Source organism: Roseovarius mucosus (genome assembly GCF_002080415.1).
GTDB classification, from domain to species: domain Bacteria; phylum Pseudomonadota; class Alphaproteobacteria; order Rhodobacterales; family Rhodobacteraceae; genus Roseovarius; species Roseovarius mucosus_A.
In genome coordinates this window covers 1,420,001-1,443,899 of sequence record NZ_CP020474.1, presented here as the reverse complement: position 1 = coordinate 1,443,899, position 23,899 = coordinate 1,420,001, and the positions used below count along the sequence as shown (strand labels likewise).

The following is a 23,899-nucleotide window of genomic DNA, read 5'->3' as shown; positions in this document are numbered from 1 at the left end:
AAGACTACTGCGATTCGATCCCATAGATCGCCTGTTTGCGACAAAAGCCCGCCAAATTAGCTTGAGGCCGGGGCGAGCCGGGGCTAGATCAGCGCCAAAGGAGCCCCGCGCATGAGCCTCAACACCTTTGGACATCTGTTTCGTTTCACTACCTGGGGCGAGAGCCATGGGCCCGCACTTGGGGCCACGGTGGATGGTTGCCCTCCGGGGGTGGCGCTGGATGAGACGATGCTGCAGCACTGGCTGGACAAGCGCCGTCCGGGGCAGAACAAGAATATGACCCAACGCAACGAGCCGGATGCGGTGCGTATCCTGTCGGGCGTCTATGAGGGGCAGAGCACGGGAACACCGATTCAGCTGATGATCGAGAACACCGATCAACGCTCGCGCGACTATGGCGAGATTGCCAAGACATTCCGCCCCGGTCATGCCGATATCACCTATTATCTGAAATATGGCCTGCGCGATCCACGTGGTGGCGGGCGGTCTTCGGCGCGGGAAACGGCGGCGCGAGTTGCGGCGGGGGGCGTGGCACGCGCGGCCTTGGAAGCACTTGTGCCGGGGATCGAGATCAAGGGCTATATGGTCGCCATGGGCGAGATGGAGTTGGACCGCGCACAGTTCGATTGGGACGCGATTGACGGCAATGATTTCTGGCTGCCTGACGCGGCGGCGGCCCCTGCGTGGGAAGACTATCTGCAAGCGCTGCGCAAGAAACATGATTCGGTCGGCGCGGTGATCGAAGTGGTGGCACGCGGTGTGCCCGCAGGCCTTGGCGCGCCGATTTATGGCAAGCTCGATACGGATCTGGCCGCCGCGATGATGTCGATCAACGCCGTCAAAGGCGTTGAGATTGGCGAAGGCATGGCCGCCGCGCGCCTCACCGGCAGCGCCAATGCCGATGAGATTTTCATGGGTGAGAGCGGCCCGGAATTCGCCTCGAACCATGCGGGCGGTATCCTTGGTGGGATTTCGACAGGCCAAGAGATCGTTGTGCGGTTTGCGGTCAAGCCAACATCGTCGATCCTGACCCCGCGCCAGTCGATCACCGTGGATGGAAACCCCATCGAGGTCGTGACCAAAGGGCGACATGACCCCTGCGTCGGCATTCGTGCCGTTCCCGTGGGCGAGGCGATGATGGCGTGCGTGATCCTAGACCACTTGCTGTTGCATCGTGGGCAGGTGGGCGATGGGCCGCGGGGGCACATCGGCTAAAGCCATTTTCTTGAAAAGAGAATGATCCGGAACTTTTCAAAGTCCCGGCGCCTCACACCCGCCCTTGCCGCGAGAGTTGCACCGCCAGCATCCCGGCCATGATGACCAGCGCGCCAGAAGTCATCTGAGCGGACCTATGTCGGTTGTTCCCGAACGCGTCGGCTATGCCACCGGCCAAGCCTCGCTCTCAGGAGCAAAAACGGCTTGCGACGTCATCGACGCTGGAGCCACCCGAGCCGTAGATGAAAAACTGTGGATTGTTGTCTGGGTGATACCTGACATCAAAGGTCTTCCCGTCGGCGCACCGACCGCGTGCAACAACCGTCTGCGCGTTCCGCTCGTAATTGATCCGCTCTGTGATCGTGTAGCCGGATTTTGTCTCACGCGACGCGGAGCTTGATGTCTGCGACCCTCCTGATGAGGAGGATTGGGGCTGAGCCGAAGCCGACGAATAATCACCGCCGGTGCATCCGCCCGGGCCACATAATTTTTCTGAAGCAGCCCCAACGGCGACTGCTCCGGCCATGGCCACACCCGCAGCGGCGATGACTTTGTCCCACCCAAAACCGATGTCAGATTGGCCACCTTGGGCAACTGCTACCGATCTTCGGAGGCCCTTTGTATCGCCGCGTTCAAAGCTACTCCAGACGACGTCGGTACCCGCCGGGGCACAGGCATCGCCTTCCGGGTCTTCGGCCTGTGTGACGCGCATCGAATAACATATCTTGTCATTCCCGGCCCACCAGCGACCGGCTTCTTGCCTACTATACCCTTTGTCCGTGCGCTTGCTGTATAAGGCGTGCCCATCCGTCTGATGATAGATGTAACGTGTCCCCAATGAGGGGTTGTTTGGTCCCAAATGATCCATGCGTTTTTCGCTGGTCAGTTTGGCCACCGTGTTGCCACTATACTTTTCGATGACTTGTGCCTGTGTCATGGGCTCTCCGCAGCCCGCAAGAATGGCACAACACATCAGTAATCCGGTTTTCACACACCGCATAGAATCAACCCAAATCAACACAACCTTACCAAGGTTCACAACTTCGTCATGGCCTGTCAAGCCCGGTGCCTCAGACCCGCCCTTGCCGCGAGAGTTGCACCGCCAGAATCCCGCCCATGATCACCAAGACCCCGATCAGGTCGCCCAATCGGAGGGCTTCGTTCAAGAGCACAGAGGCGATCGCTACGCCAAAGAACGGGTTGAGGAAATGAAAGGTAGCGGCGCGCGTTGCGCCGATCCGCTCGACCAATAGAAACCACACCAGCGTGGCGGCGAGGCCGGGAACGAGCGTGGTATAGAGAAACGCCAAGACAAGCCGCGTGCTCCAGTCGATCACGAGGGGTTCGGTGGCAAGGCCGATGGAGCCGGTCAGGACCGCGCCCACCATCATCTGCAAGCCCACGACCATCAGAAAATTGCCCCCCGATGCCGCACCGCGCACCGCCAGCGTGGCAAAGGCCAGTGCAAAAACCGCGATCAGGCAGAGACCCACGCCGTAAAGATCCATTCCCCCCTGAAGCCGCGCGCCCATGATGATCACCACGCCGCCTAGCCCGGCAAAGAGGCCCATGATTCCAACCTTGCCAAGTCGCTCCTTTAAAAAGATCCAACTGAACAACCCCACGATGAGCGGCATGGCCGAGGCGATGATCGCGGCAAGCGAGGCCTCGATTGTTTGCATCGCCACGAAGTTCAGCCCGAGATAGAGCGCATTCTGGCAGATGCCGAAAATGATCGTGGCGCGCCATTGTGCGCGGGTCAGTCGCCAGCTTTGGCCCAAGATCAGGGCGATGGTAATGCCAAGTAGCCCGGAAATCAGGAAGCGCAGGCCAAGCGCTGTCAGGGGCGGGGCGGCAGAGACGATGATCCGTGCCGAGGTAAAGGCCGAGGACCACATGAGCGCAAAGCCCAGCCCCATCAGGATTGCCCGGATATCCATGTCTTGCCCGTCCCGTCTGATGCGCGTGCTTGGCGCGACCATTGAGGAAATACTGGCGGGGTTCAAGGGGCCAAGAGGATGGATCAGCGGATCGGATCAAAGAGCGCATCGCGCAGGGCGCAGTCGCGCACCACATCAACGCCGCAGGGCACTGGTGCCAAATCGCGCGACAGGCAAAGCCGTGCCTCCTGAATGCGCCCGGCGCGGCAGGTGATGGTCAGCATGTCGGGTTCAAGCCCCTGATTTGCCTTGAGAAACGCCTCTTCGACCACTTTGGCGGGCAGCTTCACGGGCTTGGTGAGCTTGCGAAAGACCTCTGGCCGCGTGAATTGATCAAAGGCCGCGCGCGACAGCGCATAATAGTCGGCGGCACTCAGCCCTGAACAAGAGCCGTGTTTCTTCCATTGATACCAGGCAAGGCCTGCGCTTCCCATCACATCCGCCATAGCGCGGGTCATGGCGCGGGTGGGGGGCGCATGCACGCTCTGGCAATGCTCGGGCCAGCCGCGATGATATTGCGGCCAAAGACCGTGCAGAATCCAGCCGGTGTTGGCGGCATCGTCGCATTGCTCGGCACTGCGCGCGTCCCCCTCGAGCGCGCACCAAGTGGGCGACCAACTGAGGCTGAGCACGTAATAGTCAAACACGCCCGCACGGTGTGATTGCGCGGTGGCAGGCAGAGGCGGAAGCAAAAGACAGAGCAACAAGGCAACTTGGGCACGCATTCTTTGGTCTTTCATTTTATCGGCAAGGTCAGTATAAGCTGGCCGAGTTCCCCTACAATGGAAACCCGTTCCGGCCCGCCGGAACCGCCTTTCAGGCGCCGGGGAAGTTTTGGGTAAAGGAGACCTGAGAGATGTCAAAGCCGATCATGGCCAAGGCCACAGCTGTCTGGCTGGTGGACAATACGACGATCAGTTTCAAGCAGATTGCCGATTTCTGCGGCATGCATGAATTGGAAGTGCAGGGGATCGCCGATGGCGATGTGGCGGCAGGCGTTAAAGGCTTTGATCCGATTGCCAACAATCAATTGACGCAGGACGAGATCGAACGGGCGCAGGCAAGCCCGCTGCACAAGCTCAAGCTCAAATTCAATGCTGCCGCCCAAGGCGAAGAGACCCGGCGCGGCCCGCGCTATACGCCGCTGTCCAAGCGGCAGGATCGCCCCGCGTCGATCCTTTGGCTGGTCAAGTTCCATCCCGAACTGGCCGACAGCCAGATTGCGCGCCTTGTGGGCACAACGAAGCCGACCATTCAGGCGATTCGTGAACGCACCCATTGGAACATCGGCAGCATCCAACCGATCGACCCTGTTGCGCTTGGCCTGTGCAAACAATCCGAGCTTGATGCCGCCGTGCAAAAGGCCGCTGCGAAGAAGGCCAAAGATGGCGCCGCGCTGACCGATGACGAACGTCGCAAGCTCTTGAGCACCGAGCAAAGCCTTGAGGCGGACCTTGAGCCACGTGTGCCGACGGCGATGGAAGGGCTGGAGAATTTCACCCTAGGGCAGGATTACCACCCCGAAGTGCGTGAAAAGAAATACGACGCCGACAGTTTCTTTAATCTGCCCGCCTCGGATGACGAGGATGATGAGGATGATGATCAGGATGCTGGACGTCGTCGCCGCTAAAGCGGCTTAGATCACCAAGACCGCAATGGCCCGGGGTTTCTCGGGCCATTTTCATTTTGCCTAGGCCTCAGGCCGCAGGGATCCAGGTTGCGGCGAGCCCCAGAACATAGCTGGTGGCATGGGTGAGAAACACCATAACGGCGGCGCGGAACTCTGGCAGCACGAGCGCCCCGAGAAATCCGATATGCAGAACTGCAATGGCATTGAGCGACGTGCGAAACGGCTCTTTGCGGGTTTTGTGGCGGAATATCCCCTGTCCGGTCTTGGCCCCGAGCGATCCCCCGATCAGACAAAGCGTCAGAAGCGTACTCTCTGGCACGCGCCAGCGGCGTTCGATGGCACAGCGCTTGTCCCACCAGAACAAACCCAATGTGAGCGCGTTCAGGGCTAAAAGATACAGCAGGGTCAAGGCAAGTGGGGACATGGCTAAAAAAGGGGTCCAGTATCATTTGGGGCGGATGTCGCTAGGGGCGTGTCACAGACGCTTGCGGGCCGAGAGGGCCGCACTGATCGTACCATCGTCGAGATAGTCCAACTCGCCGCCAATGGGAACACCCTGAGCGAGCGAAGTAAGCGTGACTCTGCCGTCGAGCTGATCTGCGATGTAATGCGCGGTGGTTTGCCCCTCGACCGTGGCGTTGAGGGCCAGAATGACCTCGGTTATCGCCTCGGAATCGACCCGCGCCAAGAGTGCTGGAATGCGTAGAACCTCGGGGCCGACCTGATCCAGTGCCGACAGCGTGCCGCCCAGCACGTGATAGCGCCCTTTAAAGGCCTGCCCACGCTCCATCGCCCAGAGATCGGCCACATCCTCGACCACGCAAATCTGGCCATTGGCACGCTTGGCATTCGTGCAGATATCGCAAATCTCGGTGGTGCCGATATTGCCGCAGGTGGCACATTCCCGCGCCGTGTCGGCCACGGTCTGCATCAGCTTTGCCAAGGGCGATAGCAGCAAAGCGCGCTTGCGGATCAGGTGCAGCACCGCGCGCCGGGCCGACCGGGGGCCAAGCCCCGGCAGGCGGGCCATCATATCAATGAGGGCGTCGATATCGCGGGTGCTGCTCAATCTAAGGCTCCGCTCAGGGGGCAAGCGTTGGGGTTTTGAGTATTTATGCCAAAAAGAAACCGCGTCTCAGAAGGGCAGTTTCATGTCTTTGGGCAGGCCCATGCCCTCGGTGATCTTGCCCATTTCTTCTTGGGCACGGGCCGAGGCCTTGGCTTGGGCATCCTTGATCGCGGCAAGAATCAGATCCTCGACGACCTCTTTGTCATCGGAGTTGAAGATCGACGGGTCGATATCGAGCGCCTTGAGCTCCCCCTTGGCAGAGCAGGTCGCCTTGACCAGACCTGCGCCGGATTCGCCCGTCACCATGATCGTGTGCATTTCCTCTTGCAGCGCGGCCATTTTCTTTTGCATTTCCTGCGCGGCCTTCATCATCTTGGCCATGTCGCCCATTTGGCCCAAACCTTTGAACATGCTGTAATCTCCTGTGGTTTTGGCCCGCAGGGCGGGCCATTGAATGACGTTGCCGCCTTTAAGCATATCTGCGGTCTTAAGGCGACAGGCAAGCGGTGCGGTGTTCAATCCTCTTCGAAAGGGTCCCATTCCTCGTCCACCTCGGGCAGGGCCTCGGTCTCGGCATGGGATGTGATATCTTTCTCGGTTTTCACCCGCGCAATCTTTGCCCGGGGAAAAGCGGCAAAGACTGCTTGCACCAGCGGATGCTGCCGGGCGTCAGACTCTGCCGCATCTTTGGCGGCATTGCGCGCCTCGAGAATGGTAGGGGCGGTGGCCGAATTCACCAAGGTGACGGCCCAACGATTGCCGGTCCAGCGTTGTAGCGCGCTGCCCAGACGCTGTGCCAGATCGCCGGGAGCATCGGGCGTGGGGGTGAATTCAATCCGGCCGGGGCGATAGTTGGCAAGGCGGATATGCCCTTCGACCTCGAGCAGGAGCTTGACATCGCGATTGGCGCGGATCAGCTCCAGCACATGCTCAAAGCTGGGGTAGCGGGACAGCACCTCTTCCGGGTCTGTGGCCAGCATAGGCGACACAGCACCTTGCGAGACTGGCCCCGAGGGACCGGAATGGGTGGGCGCATGGGTGTGAGCCTGAGCATGGGTGCTCTGGGGTGGGTTGGCCTGCATGCGGGGGCCGCCGCCGCCGCCCGGGCCATTGGGCGGCGCGTCTTGGAGGCGGCGCACGAGGTCTTCGGGCGTGGGCAGGTCGGCCACATGGGTGAGGCGGATCACCGCCATTTCGGCGGCCATCATCGCGTTGGGTGATTGCGCCACTTCCTCTAGCGCTTTGAGCAGCATTTGCCACATCCGGGTGAGCACGCGCATCGGCAAGGCGGTGGCCATGTCCAGACCTCGGGCGCGTTCATCGGGGCCGATTGTGGGGTCGTTGGCGGCGTCGGGCGTTATTTTAACAACAGAGATCCAATGGGTTATCTCGGCAAGATCGCGCAGCACGGCCAGTGGATCGGCCCCTTCGGCATATTGCGCGCTGAGTTCCGAGAGCGCCCCGGCCGCATCGCCGCGCAGGATCATGTCAAAGAGATCAAGCACCCGGCCACGATCCGCCAGCCCCAACATGGCGCGCACCTGATCCGCCGTGGTTTCCCCTGCACCATGGGAAATCGCCTGATCCAGCAAAGAGGTGGCGTCGCGGGCAGAGCCCTCTGCCGCGCGGGTGATGAGGGCCAGCGCGTCATCGGTGATCTGCGCGCCTTCCCGGTCGGCAATGCGGCGCAGGAGCGCGATCATCACCTCGGGTTCAATGCGGCGCAGGTCAAAGCGTTGGCAGCGCGACAGCACCGTCACCGGAACCTTGCGGATTTCGGTGGTGGCGAAGATGAATTTCACATGCGCGGGCGGCTCTTCCAACGTCTTGAGCAGGGCGTTGAACGCATTGACCGAGAGCATATGCACTTCGTCGATGATGTAGATCTTGTAACGTGCTGAGGCGGCGCGATAATTCACGCTCTCGATGATTTCCCGGATGTCGCCCACGCCGGTCCGGCTGGCGGCGTCCATCTCCATCACATCGACATGGCGCCCTTCCATGATGGCACGGCAATGTTCGCATTGGCCGCAAGGTTCGGTCGTGGGGCCACCCTGCCCATCGGGACCGATACAGTTCATGCCCTTGGCGATGATGCGCGCCGTTGTGGTTTTTCCGGTGCCGCGAATCCCTGTCATTATAAAGGCTTGCGCGATGCGGTCGGCCTGAAAGGCATTCTTGAGTGTGCGCACCATCGCATCTTGACCGACCAGATCGGCAAAGGTCTCGGGCCGGTATTTGCGGGCGAGAACCTGATAGCCGGGGGGCGGGGTGTCGGACATGGGGTGCCTTTGCGGGATTCGGATGCCTTCGTAACGTAAGGCGAGGGGGCGGAGGCGTCCACCTTGCTTTTTGTGGGTAATCTGGCAAAGCTGGACAGATGTGACGGAACGCTTGTCATCAAGGTGTTTACTTTATGGATGATTTCATCATCTACGCGCTCCGGGTTGGCGGGGGCACTCTAGCGCTTGCGCCGCTACCGGGGGCGGGGGGTGACTATGCCGCCGACCTTGCGCATATCCGCGACTGGAAACCAGCGCTTGTGGTGTCCTTGACCATGCCAGCCGAGATGTTGAGCGCGGGGGCCGAAACATTTGGCAATGATGTGCAAGAGGCGGGGAGCCGTTGGGTGGCGTTTCCGATCCCGGATTACGGCGTGCCGGACACAAGCCAGATCGAAGCCTGGACTAAGGCCAGCCAAGATATCGCGCGCGCGCTGGCCGGGGGCGGGCGGGTTCTGGTGCATTGCCGGGGGGGCTGTGGCAGATCGGGGATGGTGGCCCTGCGGTTGATGATCGCGCAGGGCGAAGACCCTGATGCAGCATTGGAGAGATTGCGCCATATCCGGCCCTGTGCGGTGGAAACGGAGGCGCAGTTGCGCTGGGCGCGGCGCGCAGGCGGCTGAGCGCGCAGTGTACGAACCTTACAAAATCCTGCGAATTTGTGCAGGTCTGGCGCGCTGAGCGGCAGATCCGGGTGCCGCGCTTGACAATTGACCGGGCGCGCGCGACAGACGCGGGCATGATGTCCGCATTGCTTCAGGTGGCCGTGGGGGGCGCGATTGGGTCGTGCCTGCGCTATGGCGTGGTGCTCTTGGCACAGCGCTTGGCTGCGCCGGGTTTCCCGGTTGGCGTGCTTGGTGTTAACGTTATCGGATCCTTTCTGATGGGGCTGGCCGTGGTGATCCTCGCACAGCGGGGTGCCGGGCAAATCAGCCCCTTGGTCATGACGGGCCTTTTGGGTGGCTTCACGACGTTTTCGGCGTTCTCGCTTGAGGCCTTCATGCTCTGGGAGCGGGGGCAGGCGATGGCGGCTTTGGGATATGTCGGCCTGTCGGTGGGATTGTCCATCGGGGCCTTGATTTTGGGCGTCTGGCTGGCGCGGGGGTTTTTCGCATGAGCGGAGTGCAGACACGGATTGTAGGACCGGATGACGGCGATCAGCGGTTGGATCGCTGGGTTCGGCGGCTGTTTCCGCATGTGGGGCAAGTGCAGATCGAAAAGATGTGCCGCAAAGGCGAACTGCGGGTCGATGGCGGGCGGGTAAAACCCGCGACGCGGCTTGAGGTTGGGCAGAGTGTGCGTATTCCGCCGTTGCCCGATACCGATGAGCGCCCGACAGGAGCTTTGGCGCGGATCAGCCCGGCGGATGCCAAGATGATCCAATCCTGCGTGATTTACCGCGATGACCATATCATCGCCCTGAACAAACCGCCGGGCCTGCCGGTGCAGGGCGGCAGCAAGCAATTGCGCCATGTGGACGGGTTGGCGGAGGCGCTGCGCTTTGGGGCCGAGGACAAGCCGCGTCTGGTGCATCGCTTGGACAAGGACACATCGGGCGTCTTGTTGCTGGCGCGCACGCGGGAGGCGGCCAAGGGGCTGACGGCGGCGTTCCGGCATCGCAACACGCGCAAGATTTACTGGGCGGCCGTGGCGGGCGTGCCCACGCCGCGTATGGGCACCATTCGCTTTGGTCTGGTCAAGGCGCCGGGGCATGGGGCCAAGGGCGAGGGCGAGAAGATGCTGTGCTTGCATCCGCGCGACATTGACGCGACGCCGGGGGCAAAGCCTGCGACCACCGATTATGCGGTGATCGAAGCGGCGGGTGCGCGCACGGCTTGGATGGCGCTGATTCCGGTGACGGGGCGGACGCATCAGCTGCGCGCGCATATGGCCGAGATCGGGCATCCCATCGTGGGCGATGGCAAATATGGCGGATCAGGGCAGGAGAATCTGGGCGATGGCTGGGGCGCGCAGCTGGGTGGCGATGTAAGCCGCAAGTTGCATCTGCACGCGCGGTCGCTCAAGATCGAGCATCCGGTGTCACGGGCCATTCTGCACATCACAGCCCCATTGCCCGAGCATATGGCGCGGACTTGGGACCTGTTTCAGTGGGTGCCATCCGAAGCGCCGGAGGACCCGCTAGAGGATATGGCATGAGCCGTCCCTTGCGTCTGGTGATCTTTGATGTCGATGGCACGCTGGTGGACAGCCAAGGTGACATTCTGGCGGCGATGCGGTCGGCGTTTGATCGGGCCGGGGAACCGGCACCTGTGCGCGAGGTGATTTTGGGCATTGTCGGTCTGTCGCTGGATGTGGCGGTGGCGCGACTGGCGCCGCAATTGCCCGGCGATGTCCACGCGCGGATCGTGGCGTGGTATAAAGAGGCCTATATGGGTTTGCGGGCAGAGACGGGCGTGCAAGCCTCTTCGCCGCTTTATCCCCACGCGCTTGAGACGTTGAAGGCGCTGCATGCGGTGCCGGAAACCCTGTTGGGGGTCGCCACGGGCAAATCGGCGCGGGGTCTGGACAAACTCTTGGAGGGCCATGGTCTCCGGTCTTACTTCGTGACGCGGCAGGTGGCAGATCATCATCCCTCCAAGCCGCATCCTTCTATGCTGCGGGCGGCGCTGGCAGAGACCGGGGTTGCGCCAGAGAATGCGGTTATGGTGGGCGATACGAGTTTCGACATGGACATGGCGCAGGCGGCGGGGATTGCGGGCATTGGTGTTTCTTGGGGGTATCACCGGCCCGAAGCGCTGGGGGCCGCCCGCGAAATCGTGCAGGATTTCCGCGCGCTCCCCGAGGCTTTGGCGCGGATTTGGGGGTAGACGATGAGCGAATGGAAAGCCAAGCGGTTCTGGACAGAGGCGGGCGTTGTCGAAGAGGGCGACGGGTTCGGCGTGCGGCTAGACGGGCGCGCGGTGCGCACCCCGGCCAAGGCGGTGCTGAGCGTGCCGACGCGGGCCTTGGCCGAGGCGATCGCCGCGGAGTGGGATGCGCAAGAAGGCAAGATCGACCCCGGTACCATGCCTTTTACCCGGTCGGCCAATGCAGCCATCGACAAGGTGGCACATCAGAAATCCGAAGTGGCCGAGATGCTGGCCGCCTATGGCGACAGTGATCTGATCTGTTATCGGGCAGTGAGCCCCAGCGAACTGGTCGAAAAACAGGCAGCGGCATGGAATCCGCTGCTCGATTGGACCGAATCGGTCCTGTCCGCCAAGCTGCTTGCGGTTGAGGGCGTGGTGCATGTGCCGCAGGATGTGCAGGCAATGGCACGGTTGCGGGCACATGTGGATGCGCTGGACATTTGGGCTTTGACGGCCTTTCACGACCTTGTGAGCCTGAGTGGGTCGCTTGTGATAGGATTTGCGGCTTTGGACGGGTTTTACCCCGTTAAAACGCTCTGGGACCTGTCTCGGGTCGATGAAACCTGGCAGGCAGAGCAATGGGGTAGCGATGAAGAGGCGGAAGAGATGGCCGCAAGGAAACAATCTGACTTTATCCATGCCAAGCGGTTTTATGATCTTTCGCGTAAGGATCAGTCAGTCTGACCGCCAAGCGACTGACGCAACGGCAGGGGCCGGTTTCGCCGGGTTTTGCCATATGGTTTCGTGAACAAAGACTTGACGTTTCATGATGAATCCACACAAACTTGGCGTCACTGAGAGGGGTGAAAGCCCTGCCAACAGTGTCACAATGGGCCGATTGGCCCGACAAACCGCTCTTGAAGGGCGGATAATCAGGAAGAGGTAAACATGAAAAAAACCGTATTTTTGGGCGCGCTGACGGTGGCCGGCCTTGCGGCTGGCGCTTCTGCGGCTGCCACGTTGGATGACGTGAAGGCCCGCGGTAAGCTGAACTGTGGTGTGACCACCGGCCTCGTGGGCTTTGCCGCCCCCGATGCAAACGGTGTTTGGGAAGGTTTTGACGTGGCGATCTGCCGCGCTGTTGCCGCCGCTGTGCTGGGCGATGGAAATGCCGTTGAATTCGTGCCGACCACCGGCAAGACCCGCTTTACAGCGCTTGCCTCGGGTGAGATCGACTTGCTGGCGCGCAACACCACTTGGACCTTCTCGCGCGATACCGACCTCAAGTTCGATTTCGTCGGCGTGAACTACTATGACGGTCAGGGTTTCCTTGTGCCCAAGTCGCTGGGCGTCAGCTCTGCCAAAGAGCTGGACGGCGCAACGGTCTGCATCCAGACTGGCACCACCACCGAGCTGAACCTTGCGGATTTCTTCCGCGCCAACAACATCAGCTACGAGCCGGTGCCGATTGAGACCAATGCCGAAGGTCAGCAGCAGTATCTGGCTGGTGCCTGCGATACCTACACGACCGACGCGTCGGGTCTGGCATCCACGCGCGCTGCGTTCGAGAATCCCGGCGATCACGTGATCCTTCCGGAAATCATCTCGAAAGAGCCGCTCGGCCCGCTGGTGCGCCATGGCGACAACGACTGGGGTGATATCGTGCGCTGGACGTTCTACGCGCTCGTGGCTGCCGAAGAAATGGGCATCACCTCGGCGAATATCGGCGAGCTGTCTGCCGCAGCCGGTGCAAACCCGGAGATCAACCGTATCCTCGGCACCGAAGGTGAGCTGGGCGCGATGATCGGCCTCGACAATGACTGGGCCAAGCGCGCGATTTCCGTCGGTGGTAACTACGGCGAAATCTTCGAGAAGAACATCGGCGAAAAGACCCCGATCGGTCTGGCCCGTGGTCTGAATGCGCAGTGGACGCAGGGCGGCATCATGTATGCCCCGCCGTTCCGGTAAGCGATCCTGACGAAGGGCGCGGGAAATTCCCGCGCCCTTTTCACCAGTAGACTACTTAAAAATCGGCCCACGGCAGCGATGCCGATAAAAATCCGGGTCGAAACACAGGGAAACCCAAGATGACAACGATGACCGACCCTCCCAAGGCGTCGTTTCAGCTTTCTATGCTGATTTACGATACACGGTATCGCTCTTACACTTTCCAATTCATCGCGCTGGTTCTGTTGATGTTGTTGCTTGGCTATCTCGGGGCCAATCTTGTCAACAACCTTGCGGCGCAGGGGCAGAATATCTCGTTTGGGTTTCTGAGTAATCCAGCGAATTACGACATCAATCAGCGGCCCATTGAATACGACAGTCAGTCTAGCCATTTGCGCGCCTCTCTGGTGGGCGTGATCAACACTTTGATCGTGGCCTTCCTTGGCTGTGCGACGGCGACGATTTTCGGGGTCACGGCCGGTGTGCTGCGGCTCTCGCCCAACTGGCTGGTGCGCAAGTTGATGGCCTTTTACGTCGAGATCTTTCGCAACATCCCGGTGCTGATCTGGATCCTCATCATCTTTACCGTGATGACGGCGGTTTTGCCTTCGCCCAACCAGTTTAGGGGCGACAACGCAGATGCATCTATGCTGTTCGACGCCTTTGCCTTTACCAACCGGGGGATCTACACGCCGGCGCCGGTCTGGGGACCGGGATCGTTGGTGGTGGTGCTGACGTTCCTTGCGTCGATTTTTGGCGTCTTTGCCTATCGTCGCTATGCAACCAAGTTGCTGTATGACACCGGGCGGCTGTTGCCGATGGGCTGGCCGTCGTTGGTTATCCTTTTTGTGCCGACGATCCTGATCTACTTTGTTCTGGGTCAGCCGATCAGCCTGAATTATCCGGCGCTCAAGGGCTTCAACTTTGACGGCGGGCTACATATTCGCGGCTCTCTGATTGCGCTGTGGTTCGCGCTGGCGATCTATACCGGCGCCTTCATCGCCGAGAACGTGCGCGCGGGTATTCAGGCGGTAAGCAAGGGCCAGACCGAAGCGGCGGCGTCCTTGGGCCTGCGGCCCAACCGGATCATGAACCTTGTGATCCTGCCGCAAGCCTTGCGGGTGATCATTCCGCCACTGATTTCGCAATATCTGAACCTGACCAAGAACTCGTCGCTCGCCATTGCCGTGGGGTATATGGATGTGACGGGCACCTTGGGGGGGATCACGCTTAACCAGACGGGGCGCGCGATTGAATGCGTGCTGATGCTGATGTTGTTCTATCTCACGATCAGCCTCGCGATTTCGGCGATCATGAACGTCTACAACAACTCGATCAAGTTGAAGGAGCGTTGAGCATGGGCCGTGATCAATTCGCCTTTGTGCGCAAGCACATGCTGCCCGAAGCGCCGCCCCCTGCGACGCAAACGGGGGCCATCAAATGGCTGCGTGAGAACCTGTTTTCCTCGCCGGGCAATGCACTTCTGACGGTTGTGTCGGCCTATGTGGTGTTTCAGATTGTGATCTCGGCGACACCGTGGTTTCTCAACGGTGTCTGGGACAGCCCGAGCCTGTCAGCTTGTCGTGAGATTCTGGATGGCAAGACCGGGGCCTGTTTCGCGGTGCTGAGTGAGCGTTGGAACCAGCTCTTGTTCGGGTTCAAATACCCATCCGAGCTATACTGGCGTCCGGGCCTGGCCTTTGTGCTGCTGTTCATAGCCGCCGCACCCGTGCTGTTTGGCAAGGTGTTCCCACGCAAGATGCTGATCTTTACAGGGCTTTACCCATTCATCGCCTATTGGCTGATTTGGGGCGGGTCCTTGATGGTGCCGGTCTTTGCCTTGATTGGCGTGCTGGTGGGCGCGGTTGTCTATAGCCGCGTCGTGACGGTCAACGCCGGTGTTGCGGTGATAGCGGCGTTTGTGGCGGCGCTCATATTCTGGATACTGTCAGGTTATGTAACCGGACCGATGGAGAATGTGCTGGCCATCGAGGCCGTGGCCTCGCGCGATATGGGCGGGTTCATGATCAACCTGATGCTGGGGGTGGTCTGTGTGTCGCTCTCTTTGCCGTTGGGCATTCTGCTGGCGCTCGGGCGGCAATCGAGCATGCCGATCATCAAGTGGATTTGCGTTGTCTTTATCGAGTTCATTCGCGGTGTGCCGCTGATCACGCTCTTGTTCGTGGCCAATGTGGTGCTGGCGTATTTCCTGCCGCCGGGGACGAATTTCGACCTGATCCTGCGGGTGATCATCATGATCACGATGTTCTCTTCGGCCTATATTGCCGAAGTGATCCGGGGGGGCCTCGCGGCGTTGCCGCGCGGGCAATACGAGGCGGCGGACAGTCTGGGTCTGGACTATGCGCAGGCGATGCAACTTATCATCCTGCCCCAAGCGCTCAAGATCTCGATCCCCGGTATCGTTAACGTGGCGGTGGGCCTCTTCAAGGATACGACGCTGGTTTCGGTCATTTCGATGTTTGACATCGTGGGCATGATCCGGGGTCCGATTCTGGCCTCTGCGGAATGGAACGGGGTCTATTGGGAGCTGTTTGGCTTTGCCTGCGTCCTGTTCTTCATCACCTGCTACGGTATCTCGCAATATTCCCAGTGGCTGGAGCGTCAGCTTCGCACGGATCATCGGTAAGGAGGGTCATCATCATGGCCGCTGAAACACAAATGAATGTCTCGGATCAGGTTGCCGTCGAGATAACCAAGATGAACAAGTGGTATGGCGCATTTCATGTGCTGCGCGACATTGATCTGACCGTCTATCAGGGCGAGCGGATCGTCATCGCGGGGCCGTCGGGATCGGGCAAGTCCACGCTCATCCGCTGTATCAACGCGCTGGAAGAGCATCAAAAGGGCAAGATCACGGTTGATGGCACGCTCTTGTCGAATGACCTCAAGAATATCGACAAGATCCGGTCCGAGGTTGGCATGGTGTTCCAACATTTCAACCTGTTCCCGCATCTGACAATTCTGGAGAATTGCACGCTGGCCCCGATTTGGGTGCGCAAGACGCCCAAGCGCGAGGCCGAGGAAGTGGCGATGCATTTCCTGGAAAAGGTCAAAATCCCCGAGCAGGCCAATAAATATCCCGGCCAGCTCTCGGGGGGCAGCAGCAGCGGGTGGCGATTGCGCGCAGTTTGTGCATGCGGCCCCGGATCATGCTGTTTGACGAGCCGACTTCGGCGCTTGATCCCGAGATGATTTCGGAAGTTCTGGATACGATGATCCAACTGGCCGAAGAGGGAATGACCATGCTCTGCGTGACTCATGAGATGGGATTCGCGCGGAAGGTGGCGAACCGGGTCATCTTTATGGATCAGGGCCAGATCGTGGAGCAGAACGAACCGGAAGAGTTCTTTAACAATCCACAGTCGGACCGGACCAAACTGTTCCTGAGCCAGATTCTGGGGCATTAAAGCAGGGGTGGGGGCGCTGCCCCCGTCCCGGAGCAAGTCCGGGACTCCCCCGAGGTATTTTGGGCCAGATGAAAGGGGCGGCAGTTTTGCGGCCCCTTTTGCGTTTAGACCCAAGCGGCGCGGCGCGCGCGCAGGTGTTGGATCGAGGCGCGCAGGTCATCTGCGATGGGGCCGGGGCGCGGGGCGTCGCGCAGCGTGTCGATGAGGGGCTCGTCGGGGAACGCGGGGCGGCGGGACCATGAGAGGGCCGCCAGAATGGCGCGGGCCGGTTCGGGCAGGCGGTCGGGGATTTCGGTATTGTTGAGGGTGGCCCAGACCCCGGACCAGAGGCGGCCCACGGTCCAAGGGTTATAGCCACCGCCGCCCAACACCAGCAGGCGCGGGGCGAGGGGGCGCAAGAGCGCCACCGCCTCCCAATGGGCGTTGTTGGAGAGCGCAAGGCGCGACAGCGGGTCTTCGGTCACGGCATCGGCGCCGCATTGCAGGACCAGCGCCTGAGGGGTGAAGGCTTGTACCGCTGGAAGAATGACCTCGTGCAGGGCCATGGCAAAGCCGCTGTCATTGGTGGCGCGGGGCAGGGGCAGGTTGATGGCATGGCTGCCCGCGCGGTCGTCGAGTGTACCGGTGAAGGGCCAGCGTGCGGCCTCGTGGGTGGAGATCATTAGCACGCGGGGGTCGCCGTGGAAGGCGGCCGCCACCCCGTCGCAGTGATGCGCGTCGATATCGACATAGGCGATGCGGCTGAGACCTTGGGCGAGAAACGCCTTGATCGCCAGCACCGGGTCGTTGAGGTAGCAAAACCCGCCTGCGTGATCGGCCATTCCATGATGGGTGCCGCCGCCGGGATTATAGGCTACGCCGCCATGTGCGAGCAGTTCGGTGGCCAGAAGCGAGCCACCGGCGGCGGTGGCGGGGCGGCGGAACATCTCTGGGAAAACCGGATTGGACAGCGTGCCGATCTGGTGGCGGGCGCGGATTTCGGGCGAGACTTGGCCCAATGTTTCAGCCGCTTGCAGGGCGGCGATATAGGCCGGGCTGTGCCACGCGGTTAGCGCCTGTGGTTTGGCGCGCGGGCTGATGCGGTATTGCGAGGGGGGCAGCCAGCCCAGAGCACGGCAGAGGTCGATCACGGTGGGCACGCGCGGTATGGAAAGGGGGTGGCGCGCCCCGTAGGAGGAGCCGCGATAGATCTCTGATCCGATAAAGACGGGCGTTTGCATAGGCCGGTTATGGCAGGTCGCGCGGCGTGAGAAACTGCAACACGGTGCCGCTGCCAGGCTGGAGCGCGGCCCAGTCGGCGATATCGAACCGGGCGATGAGTGTGGCCCCAGTGGGATAATCGTCGAACCGCTCGTGATCCGGGGGGGGGGCGACCAACAGGGCCGCGAATTCTGCGATGCCGGGGTTATGGCCCAGCATGAGGACAAGGCTGCCGGTGGCGCGACGCAGGACTGTCAGCATCTCATCGGCCTCGGCCAAATAGAGCGCGTCGTGCAGGTCCGGTGCGGTATCAAGCTTGAGCCGGGTGCAGGTTTCCTGGGTGCGCACAGCAGAGGAGCAGAGGATCTGATCGGGGGCGAGGTCTTGGGTGCGGAGCCAAAGGCCGAGGGCGGTTGCCGCGCGGCACCCGCGCGCGTTAAGGGGGCGAGCACTATCGGGCAGACGTGGATCGCCCCAATCGGATTTGGCGTGGCGCATGAGGATAAGCGTCTTCATCCGAAATATCCCATATGAAAGGCGGATTGTTCTTCGCGTCGGCCATAGGATTGGCTGAGCGGGCAGACGCGCCGCACGGCACAGCCGCGCGCGCGGCAGTCGTTGCCCGGGCGGTCGAGATCGGCTTTGCAAGCGGGGACGTTATAGGCCTCGGGGATCAGCGCCTCCACCGGGCAGGCGCTGCGACAGGGTTGATCGGCGCAGCTGTCGCAGGGGCGCGGGCCGGTGGGCGGAAGCGCGAAGCGATCCGCAAAGGCCAATGCGCCGCGATAAGAGATCATGAGCCCCGCCGCATCATGCACCAAGAGGCCGACGGGCGAAGGCCAAGCACGGCCACTGCGGCGCGCCCAATCGGTGAAGGGCTGCCACGGCGGGCCAGAAAACGGAAAAAGCGTGGTGGCACCAAGGGCATCGGCCATGGCGGTGATGACGCGGGTGGACCAGCGGTTCATCGGGTCGCGCGCGCCGTCGAGATATTCCGGAGTAGTGGTGAAATGCGGCCAGAAGCCCGGCTCTGCCGGGCTGAGGAGCACCAGGGTTTGATGGCCGGGCACGTCACCGGATGCCAGATGCAGCGCGCCGGACAGGGTTAGGTGATGCGCGGCGGCGAGGTCATAGAGCGCCGGGGGCAGGGGGGACACGCGCCGCGCTCAGGACTGGCCCGGATAGCTTGAGCGTGGCACGCGGGGTGTATTTGTGCCACGGATCAGCGACCCCGCGCCATGTTCGGTGAAAAGCTCGAGCAGCGTCGCGTTCGGCGCGCGACCGTCGAGGATGACCACCGCGCGCACGCCGCCGTCGATGGCGGCAAGGGCGGTTTCGGTCTTGGGGATCATGCCGCCCGCGATGATGCCGTCGCGCGTCATCTGTCGGATCTGCTCGGCGCTGAGTTCGGTCACGACCTGTCCTGAGGCATCGCGCACGCCGTCGATATCTGTCAGCAGGAGCAGGCGGTCGGCCTTGAGGGCGGCGGCCACGGCCCCGGCGGCGGTATCGCCGTTGATATTATAGGTCTCGCCCGCCTCGCCTGCGCCCAAGGGGGCGATAACGGGGATCATCCCGGCGGCAAAAAGCGTGTGCAGGATGGTGGGATCAATTTCGGAGGGGTCGCCCACAAGGCCCAGATCGGGATGCGAGGGCGTGCAGGTGATGAGCCTTGCATCCTTGCCCGAGAGGCCGACAGCGCGCCCGCCTTGACCGTTGATCGCGGCCACGATGCGTTTGTTGACCTGACCGGAGAGCACCATTTCCACCACGTCCATGGTGGCGGCATCGGTCACGCGCTTGCCATTCACGAAGTCGGATTTGATCGCCAGCTTTTCCAGCATCTGATTGATCATCGGGCCGCCGCCATGGACGATGACCGGATTGACGCCGACCTGTCGCATCAGCACCACGTCGCGGGCGAACGTGTCCATCGCCTCATCGCTGCCCATGGCGTGGCCACCAAGTTTGATCACCACGATGGCACCGGTGTAGCGTTGCAGATAGGGCAGGGCCTCGGAGAGGGTGCGGGCGGTGGCGATCCAGTCGCGATTCATGTCTCTGGCCTTCATGCTGGTCTCCGACGCGGGGTTGCGTCTCTCATTACAATCTGCGCGGGGTGGTGCCAAGGGCCGTTGCGGGTGAGCCGCAAAGCGCTAGGGTTGGGCCCAAGGAAATCCGCGACCGAAAGAGGTGTAGCATGTCCGAGACCAAGACGCTTTTGTTGACGGGGGCGAGCCGGGGAATTGGGCATGCCACGGTGCGGCGGTTCAATGCGGCGGGCTGGCGGGTGATCACCTGTTCGCGCCAGCCGTTTCCGGCGGAATGCCCTTGGGGCGGGGGTGCGGATAACCATATTCAGATGGATTTGTCGGACCCGAATGATGTGATTGCCAAGGTCGAGGTGCTGCGCGAGCGGCTGGGTGGACGGCTGGATGCCTTGGTCAATAATGCGGGGATTTCGCCCAAAGGGCCGGAGGGTGAACGCTTGGATACGTTCAGCACGGATCTGCGGACCTGGGGGCAGGTGTTTCACGTCAATTTCTTTGCATCGGTCGTGCTGGCGCGCAGTTTGCGGGATGAATTGGCGGCGGCGCGCGGCGCGGTGGTCAATGTCACCTCGATTGCCGGAAGCCGGGTGCATCCCTTTGCGGGCGCGGCCTATGCCACGTCCAAGGCGGCGTTGGTGGCGCTGACGCGCGAGATGGCGCATGATTTCGGACCGCTTGGGGTGCGCGTGAATTCGATTGCGCCGGGCGAGATACGCACCGCCATTCTGTCACCCGGAACGGATAAGCTGGTCGAAAGCATCCCGATGCGGCGGCTGGGTGAGCCTGACGAGGTGGCCAACACGATCTTTTTCCTGTGTTCCGAAGGGTCGTCCTATATTTCCGGCACCGAGATCGAGATCAACGGCGCTCAGCACGTCTAACGGGTACGGGGCGGCCATTTAGCCGCCCCGCTTTTGCCATCCGTTAGGGGTGGATTATTCAGGCAGGATCACGGTGTCGATCACGTGGATCACGCCGTTGCTGGCCTCGATATCGGCCTGCACGACCTTGGCCCCGGCGACGGTGACACCGTCCGTGGTGCCGATGGTTACATCCGTGCCTTGCACGGTGGTGGCGGTCATCCCGTCCGAGAGATCGCCCGACATCACTTTGCCCGGCACCACGTGATAGGTGAGGATCGCGGTCAGTTGATCCTTGTTCTCGGGCTTGAGCAGGTCTTCGACCGTGCCTGCAGGCAGGGCCGCAAAAGCGTCATTGGTTGGGGCAAAGACGGTGAAGGGGCCTTCGCCTTTGAGCGTATCAACAAGGCCTGCGGCCTGAACGGCGGCGACAAGGGTCGAGAAGCTCTCGTTGCCGGCGGCGATGTCGACGATGTCTTTGCCTTTGGTCTCGGCAAAGGCAGGACCGGCCATCAGCACGGCGGCGGTCAGAGCGAGATAGGTTCTGCGAAACATGGTGTGCGTCTCCGTTTAAGTGTCGGTTTCCATGACCCCGTTGTCGGGATCATGCGAGGCTTACGGGGGGCTGCGCGTTTTGGTTCATAGGGGTTTTCCGCCGACGCGGTTTGACCTTTCGGGCGCGTCCGCTAAGCCGGAGCGTGCTGAAATTTCCAGTCACGTTTTTGTGAATTGGCGGCAATTATCCCGCTTGGCGTGGGTGTTTCAGCCGGGTTTCCCGTGGCAATGGCGGGGGGCAGGCAAATGGCCTGATGTTGGCCCTGACAGGATGAAACATTGGGCAAAGCCGCCCTTTGTCAGCTTGTTTGACGCGCTGGAATGGCGCAGGTTGCGCGCGAGGCGCGTCGGCTGGGCGCGGGCGGGGTATTGGAGTTTTGAGATGGGTATTCTAACGCAGTTCCTAGAATTTCTGGCGTTACTATTTGTTTTTGCCATTGGGGCGGTCGTGTTGGCGATAGGGGTCTTCTACGTGCTGGATCGCACGCAGCCCGGCGACGCGATCCGGCGCAACTATCCAGTCATTGGCCGGTTCCGAGGATTGTTCACCAAACTGGGCGAGTTTTTCCGGCAGTATTTCTTTGCCATGGACCGCGAAGAGATGCCGTTCAACCGTGCGCAGCGCGATTGGGTGAGCCATGCGACCAAGGGGGCGGGCAACACGATTGCCTTTGGCTCGACCCGGAATTTGGGGGTGCCGGGCACGCCTATCTTTGTGCCTGCGGTGTTTCCGCCGCTGGACGATCAATTCGCCATCACCGCGCCGATGCAGATCGGGCCGACGGCGGCGATACCTTATATGGCCAAGTCAATTTTCAACATTTCGGGCATGAGCTATGGCGCGATTTCGCGCCCGGCGGTTGAGGCGCTGAGCCGGGGGGCGGCCAAGGCGGGTATCTGGCTGAACACCGGCGAGGGCGGGCTGAGCCCGTTTCATTTGGTGGGCAATTGCGATCTGGTCTATCAGATTGGCACGGCGAAATACGGCGTGCGCGATGTTTTGGGCAACCTCAGCGATGCGCGGCTGCGCGAGGTGTCGGACAATCCTTGCATCAAGATGTTTGAGCTGAAGCTGGCGCAGGGGGCCAAGCCCGGCAAGGGCGGCATCCTGCCCGGCGAAAAGGTCAACAAAGAGATTGCCGCCATTCGCGGCATCGAACTGGGCAAGGACAGCATTTCGCCCAACCGTCACGCTGATATCAATGACTATGGCGAGTTGCTGGATGTGATCGGCCATATCCGGCAGGTCACGGGGCGCCCTGTCGGTTTCAAGACAGTGATCGGCTCGTCCGAGGCCTGGGAGCCGCTGTTTGAAATGATCATCGCGCGTGGGCCGGATTGCGCGCCGGATTTCATTGCCATTGACGGTGGAGAGGGTGGCACCGGGGCCGCGCCCATGCCTTTGATGGATCTGGTGGGCATGCCCATTCGCGATGCCTTGCCGCGGATGGTCGATCTGCGGGATCGCTATGGTCTCAAGGATCGTATCCGGATGATTGCGGCGGGCAAGCTGATCAATCCCGGCGATGTGGCCTGGGCGATTTGCGCAGGCGCGGATTTTGTCGCCTCGGCGCGTGGCTTTATGTTCAGCCTTGGCTGCATTCAGGCGCTCAAGTGCAATCGCAATACCTGTCCGACCGGCATTACCACCCATGATCCCCATTTGCAGCGCGGTCTGGTGGTCGAGGACAAATACCTGAAGGTCGCCAATTATGCCAAATCGGTGATCAAAGAGGTTGAGACCATCGCCCATTCGGTTGGTGTGGCCGAACCGCGCCTGATGCGGCGGCGGCATGTACGGCTGGTGCAGGCGGATGGCACGTCGATCGCGTTCAACAAGATCCGGCCAAGTTACAATCCGGACGCGGTATTGTGACCGGATGTTGAAACCCTTCGGTGGCGGGAACCGTGTCTGTCTCTATATACTTGGGGAACCCATAGGAGAACTGACATGGCCCATCGCTGGACAAACACGCTGAGTGACACGGATGTGACGCCCGAGGCGGCGTTTCTCAATCGCCGCCAGATGATCGCCGGGGTGGCGGCAGGGGTGGGTCTGAGCTTGACGGCCCGGAGCGCGCAGGCCGAGACAGAAGCCGAGGCTTTGACGCCCAATAGCTGGGACGACATCACCACCTATAACAACTATTATGAGTTCGGCACCGACAAGGGCGATCCGGCACGCAATGCCCGGACGCTGACCGTCAGCCCTTGGAGCGTGACCATTGACGGGCTGGTGGACCGCCCGGGTGATTATGCCTTTGACGAGATCATGGCCAAGATGACCATTGAAGAGCGGCTTTACCGGTTCCGCTGTGTCGAGGCCTGGTCGATGGTGGTTCCCTGGAATGGATTTGAACTGGCGGATCTCTTGGATCTGGCTGGGGTGCAGAGCGAGGCCAAATACGTCGCCTTCGAGACGGTGCTGCGCCCCGATGAAATGCCGGGTGTCCGCTATCCGGTGCTGGATTGGCCCTATGTCGAGGGGCTGCGGCTGGACGAGGCGCTGCATCCGCTGACGATCATGGCGACGGGCATCTATGGCCGCGACATTCCCAATCAGAACGGCGCGCCGCTGCGCCTTGTGGTGCCATGGAAATATGGGTTCAAGTCGATCAAATCGGTGGTGCGCATTACCCTGACCGACAAAGAGCCGCCGACAAGCTGGAACAAGGCCAATGCGCGCGAATACGGGTTCTATAGTAATGTGAACCCAGAGGTGGATCACCCGCGCTGGTCGCAGGCCACGGAACGGCAGATCGGCGGCGGGCTGTTTTCGCCGCGCGTGCCCACGCTCATGTTCAACGGCTATGCCGATGAGGTGGCGGGGCTCTATGCCGGGATGGATCTGAAAAAGAACTTTTGATGCTACGGGACCAGATCAACGGTCTGGCCCGGCGGGTGCCGGTCTG

At 61.3% G+C, this 23,899-nt stretch carries 28 protein-coding genes (1 of these 28 only partly in view); 16 read left to right on the top strand and 12 right to left on the bottom strand.

Annotated features, from left to right (window positions below; genetic code table 11):
• Positions 1 to 111: 111 nt before the first annotated feature.
• Entirely contained in the window at positions 112 to 1,215 is a 1,104-nt protein-coding gene (gene aroC / locus ROSMUCSMR3_RS07070; protein ID WP_081506871.1) for a chorismate synthase, read from the top strand.
• Between the two features lie 187 nt (positions 1,216 to 1,402).
• Here aroC and ROSMUCSMR3_RS07065 read toward each other — a convergent pair whose 3' ends face one another.
• The 3 genes from ROSMUCSMR3_RS07065 to ROSMUCSMR3_RS07055 form a co-directional block, all read right to left on the bottom strand.
• Positions 1,403 to 2,152: a hypothetical protein gene (locus ROSMUCSMR3_RS07065; RefSeq protein ID WP_157132410.1), complete on the bottom strand. Its 750-nt coding sequence runs from the start codon at positions 2,150 to 2,152 to the stop codon at positions 1,403 to 1,405.
• Between the two features lie 133 nt (positions 2,153 to 2,285).
• Entirely contained in the window at positions 2,286 to 3,155 is an 870-nt protein-coding gene (locus ROSMUCSMR3_RS07060) for a DMT family transporter (RefSeq protein WP_081506869.1), read from the bottom strand.
• 83 nt (positions 3,156 to 3,238) lie between these two features.
• Positions 3,239 to 3,880: a ribonuclease T2 family protein gene (locus tag ROSMUCSMR3_RS07055; RefSeq protein ID WP_237183547.1), complete on the bottom strand. Its 642-nt coding sequence runs from the start codon at positions 3,878 to 3,880 to the stop codon at positions 3,239 to 3,241.
• 131 nt (positions 3,881 to 4,011) lie between these two features.
• On the opposite strand from ROSMUCSMR3_RS07055, the gene ROSMUCSMR3_RS07050 reads away from it, so the two are divergent.
• A complete protein-coding gene (locus ROSMUCSMR3_RS07050; protein ID WP_008281674.1) occupies positions 4,012 to 4,785 on the top strand; it encodes a DUF1013 domain-containing protein in 774 nt (257 codons plus the stop codon).
• A gap of 67 nt (positions 4,786 to 4,852) precedes the next feature.
• Here the strand turns inward: ROSMUCSMR3_RS07050 and ROSMUCSMR3_RS07045 are convergent, their stop codons facing one another.
• From ROSMUCSMR3_RS07045 to ROSMUCSMR3_RS07030, 4 genes are all read right to left on the bottom strand, one after another.
• Complete coding sequence (locus ROSMUCSMR3_RS07045) at positions 4,853 to 5,209, bottom strand: DUF1294 domain-containing protein (RefSeq protein WP_008281675.1); 357 nt, start codon at positions 5,207 to 5,209, stop codon at positions 4,853 to 4,855.
• Positions 5,210 to 5,260: 51 nt separating this feature from the next.
• A complete protein-coding gene (gene recR, locus ROSMUCSMR3_RS07040) occupies positions 5,261 to 5,854 on the bottom strand; it encodes a recombination mediator RecR (RefSeq protein ID WP_008281676.1) in 594 nt (197 codons plus the stop codon).
• Between the two features lie 66 nt (positions 5,855 to 5,920).
• Positions 5,921 to 6,265, bottom strand: coding sequence for a YbaB/EbfC family nucleoid-associated protein (locus ROSMUCSMR3_RS07035; protein WP_037273999.1), 345 nt, complete (start codon positions 6,263 to 6,265; stop codon positions 5,921 to 5,923).
• A 104-nt stretch (positions 6,266 to 6,369) separates the two neighbouring features.
• A complete protein-coding gene (locus ROSMUCSMR3_RS07030) occupies positions 6,370 to 8,136 on the bottom strand; it encodes a DNA polymerase III subunit gamma/tau (protein WP_081506867.1) in 1,767 nt (588 codons plus the stop codon).
• 134 nt (positions 8,137 to 8,270) lie between these two features.
• Here ROSMUCSMR3_RS07030 and ROSMUCSMR3_RS07025 point away from each other — a divergent pair, with 134 nt between their 5' ends.
• From ROSMUCSMR3_RS07025 to ROSMUCSMR3_RS21885, 10 genes are all read left to right on the top strand, one after another.
• Entirely contained in the window at positions 8,271 to 8,759 is a 489-nt protein-coding gene (locus ROSMUCSMR3_RS07025; RefSeq protein WP_081506866.1) for a protein-tyrosine phosphatase family protein, read from the top strand.
• Positions 8,760 to 8,875: 116 nt separating this feature from the next.
• Positions 8,876 to 9,253, top strand: a complete 378-nt coding sequence (crcB, locus tag ROSMUCSMR3_RS07020) for a fluoride efflux transporter CrcB (RefSeq protein WP_081508570.1) — start codon at positions 8,876 to 8,878, stop codon at positions 9,251 to 9,253.
• Positions 9,250 to 10,293 (top strand): RluA family pseudouridine synthase, encoded by a 1,044-nt coding sequence (locus ROSMUCSMR3_RS07015; protein ID WP_008281681.1) that lies wholly within the window; start codon positions 9,250 to 9,252, stop codon positions 10,291 to 10,293. Before crcB ends, ROSMUCSMR3_RS07015 begins: the two co-directional genes overlap by 4 nt.
• Positions 10,290 to 10,964, top strand: coding sequence for an HAD-IA family hydrolase (locus ROSMUCSMR3_RS07010; RefSeq protein ID WP_081506865.1), 675 nt, complete (start codon positions 10,290 to 10,292; stop codon positions 10,962 to 10,964). Before ROSMUCSMR3_RS07015 ends, ROSMUCSMR3_RS07010 begins: the two co-directional genes overlap by 4 nt.
• Positions 10,965 to 10,967: 3 nt before the next feature.
• Positions 10,968 to 11,690 carry an ATP12 family chaperone protein gene (locus ROSMUCSMR3_RS07005; RefSeq protein WP_081506864.1) on the top strand — a complete coding sequence of 241 codons (723 nt, stop codon included), beginning with the start codon at positions 10,968 to 10,970 and terminating at the stop codon, positions 11,688 to 11,690.
• Between the two features lie 204 nt (positions 11,691 to 11,894).
• Positions 11,895 to 12,914: an amino acid ABC transporter substrate-binding protein gene (locus ROSMUCSMR3_RS07000; RefSeq protein ID WP_008281684.1), complete on the top strand. Its 1,020-nt coding sequence runs from the start codon at positions 11,895 to 11,897 to the stop codon at positions 12,912 to 12,914.
• 119 nt (positions 12,915 to 13,033) lie between these two features.
• On the top strand, positions 13,034 to 14,248 hold the full coding sequence (locus tag ROSMUCSMR3_RS06995; protein WP_008281685.1) for an amino acid ABC transporter permease: 1,215 nt from the start codon (positions 13,034 to 13,036) through the stop codon (positions 14,246 to 14,248).
• Positions 14,249 to 14,250: 2 nt separating this feature from the next.
• Positions 14,251 to 15,540, top strand: coding sequence for an amino acid ABC transporter permease (locus ROSMUCSMR3_RS06990; RefSeq protein ID WP_008281686.1), 1,290 nt, complete (start codon positions 14,251 to 14,253; stop codon positions 15,538 to 15,540).
• A gap of 14 nt (positions 15,541 to 15,554) precedes the next feature.
• Positions 15,555 to 16,106: an amino acid ABC transporter ATP-binding protein gene (locus tag ROSMUCSMR3_RS06985; RefSeq protein ID WP_420541228.1), complete on the top strand. Its 552-nt coding sequence runs from the start codon at positions 15,555 to 15,557 to the stop codon at positions 16,104 to 16,106.
• On the top strand, positions 16,064 to 16,321 hold the full coding sequence (locus ROSMUCSMR3_RS21885; protein ID WP_420541227.1) for a hypothetical protein: 258 nt from the start codon (positions 16,064 to 16,066) through the stop codon (positions 16,319 to 16,321). The genes ROSMUCSMR3_RS06985 and ROSMUCSMR3_RS21885 overlap by 43 nt, the downstream gene beginning before the upstream one ends.
• Positions 16,322 to 16,425: 104 nt before the next feature.
• Here ROSMUCSMR3_RS21885 and ROSMUCSMR3_RS06980 read toward each other — a convergent pair whose 3' ends face one another.
• From ROSMUCSMR3_RS06980 to argB, 4 genes are read right to left on the bottom strand one after another with little or no spacing between them, the layout of a single operon-like run.
• A complete protein-coding gene (locus tag ROSMUCSMR3_RS06980; RefSeq protein ID WP_081506863.1) occupies positions 16,426 to 17,541 on the bottom strand; it encodes an acetoin utilization protein AcuC in 1,116 nt (371 codons plus the stop codon).
• Between the two features lie 7 nt (positions 17,542 to 17,548).
• Positions 17,549 to 18,037: a SixA phosphatase family protein gene (locus tag ROSMUCSMR3_RS06975; RefSeq protein WP_081506862.1), complete on the bottom strand. Its 489-nt coding sequence runs from the start codon at positions 18,035 to 18,037 to the stop codon at positions 17,549 to 17,551.
• The gene (locus ROSMUCSMR3_RS06970; protein ID WP_081506861.1) at positions 18,034 to 18,678 is read right to left on the bottom strand and encodes a ferredoxin; all 645 of its coding nucleotides are present in this window, start codon (positions 18,676 to 18,678) and stop codon (positions 18,034 to 18,036) included. Before ROSMUCSMR3_RS06970 ends, ROSMUCSMR3_RS06975 begins: the two co-directional genes overlap by 4 nt.
• A 9-nt stretch (positions 18,679 to 18,687) precedes the next feature.
• Entirely contained in the window at positions 18,688 to 19,593 is a 906-nt protein-coding gene (gene argB / locus ROSMUCSMR3_RS06965; RefSeq protein WP_008281692.1) for an acetylglutamate kinase, read from the bottom strand.
• Between the two features lie 128 nt (positions 19,594 to 19,721).
• On the opposite strand from argB, the gene ROSMUCSMR3_RS06960 reads away from it, so the two are divergent.
• Positions 19,722 to 20,453, top strand: coding sequence for an SDR family oxidoreductase (locus tag ROSMUCSMR3_RS06960; RefSeq protein ID WP_081506860.1), 732 nt, complete (start codon positions 19,722 to 19,724; stop codon positions 20,451 to 20,453).
• Between the two features lie 54 nt (positions 20,454 to 20,507).
• Here ROSMUCSMR3_RS06960 and ROSMUCSMR3_RS06955 read toward each other — a convergent pair whose 3' ends face one another.
• The gene (locus tag ROSMUCSMR3_RS06955) at positions 20,508 to 20,987 is read right to left on the bottom strand and encodes a fasciclin domain-containing protein (protein ID WP_008281694.1); all 480 of its coding nucleotides are present in this window, start codon (positions 20,985 to 20,987) and stop codon (positions 20,508 to 20,510) included.
• Between the two features lie 382 nt (positions 20,988 to 21,369).
• Here ROSMUCSMR3_RS06955 and ROSMUCSMR3_RS06950 point away from each other — a divergent pair, with 382 nt between their 5' ends.
• From ROSMUCSMR3_RS06950 to msrQ, 3 genes are all read left to right on the top strand, one after another.
• Positions 21,370 to 22,863 carry an FMN-binding glutamate synthase family protein gene (locus ROSMUCSMR3_RS06950; RefSeq protein WP_081508569.1) on the top strand — a complete coding sequence of 498 codons (1,494 nt, stop codon included), beginning with the start codon at positions 21,370 to 21,372 and terminating at the stop codon, positions 22,861 to 22,863.
• Between the two features lie 75 nt (positions 22,864 to 22,938).
• Positions 22,939 to 23,853 (top strand): protein-methionine-sulfoxide reductase catalytic subunit MsrP, encoded by a 915-nt coding sequence (gene msrP / locus ROSMUCSMR3_RS06945; RefSeq protein WP_008281697.1) that lies wholly within the window; start codon positions 22,939 to 22,941, stop codon positions 23,851 to 23,853.
• Positions 23,853 to 23,899, top strand: the 5' end (the start) of a protein-coding gene (gene msrQ / locus ROSMUCSMR3_RS06940) for a protein-methionine-sulfoxide reductase heme-binding subunit MsrQ (RefSeq protein ID WP_081506859.1). 556 nt of this gene lie beyond the right edge of the window; 47 of the gene's 603 nt are visible here — the first part of the coding sequence; its start codon is at positions 23,853 to 23,855; its stop codon lies beyond the right edge, outside the window. Before msrP ends, msrQ begins: the two co-directional genes overlap by 1 nt.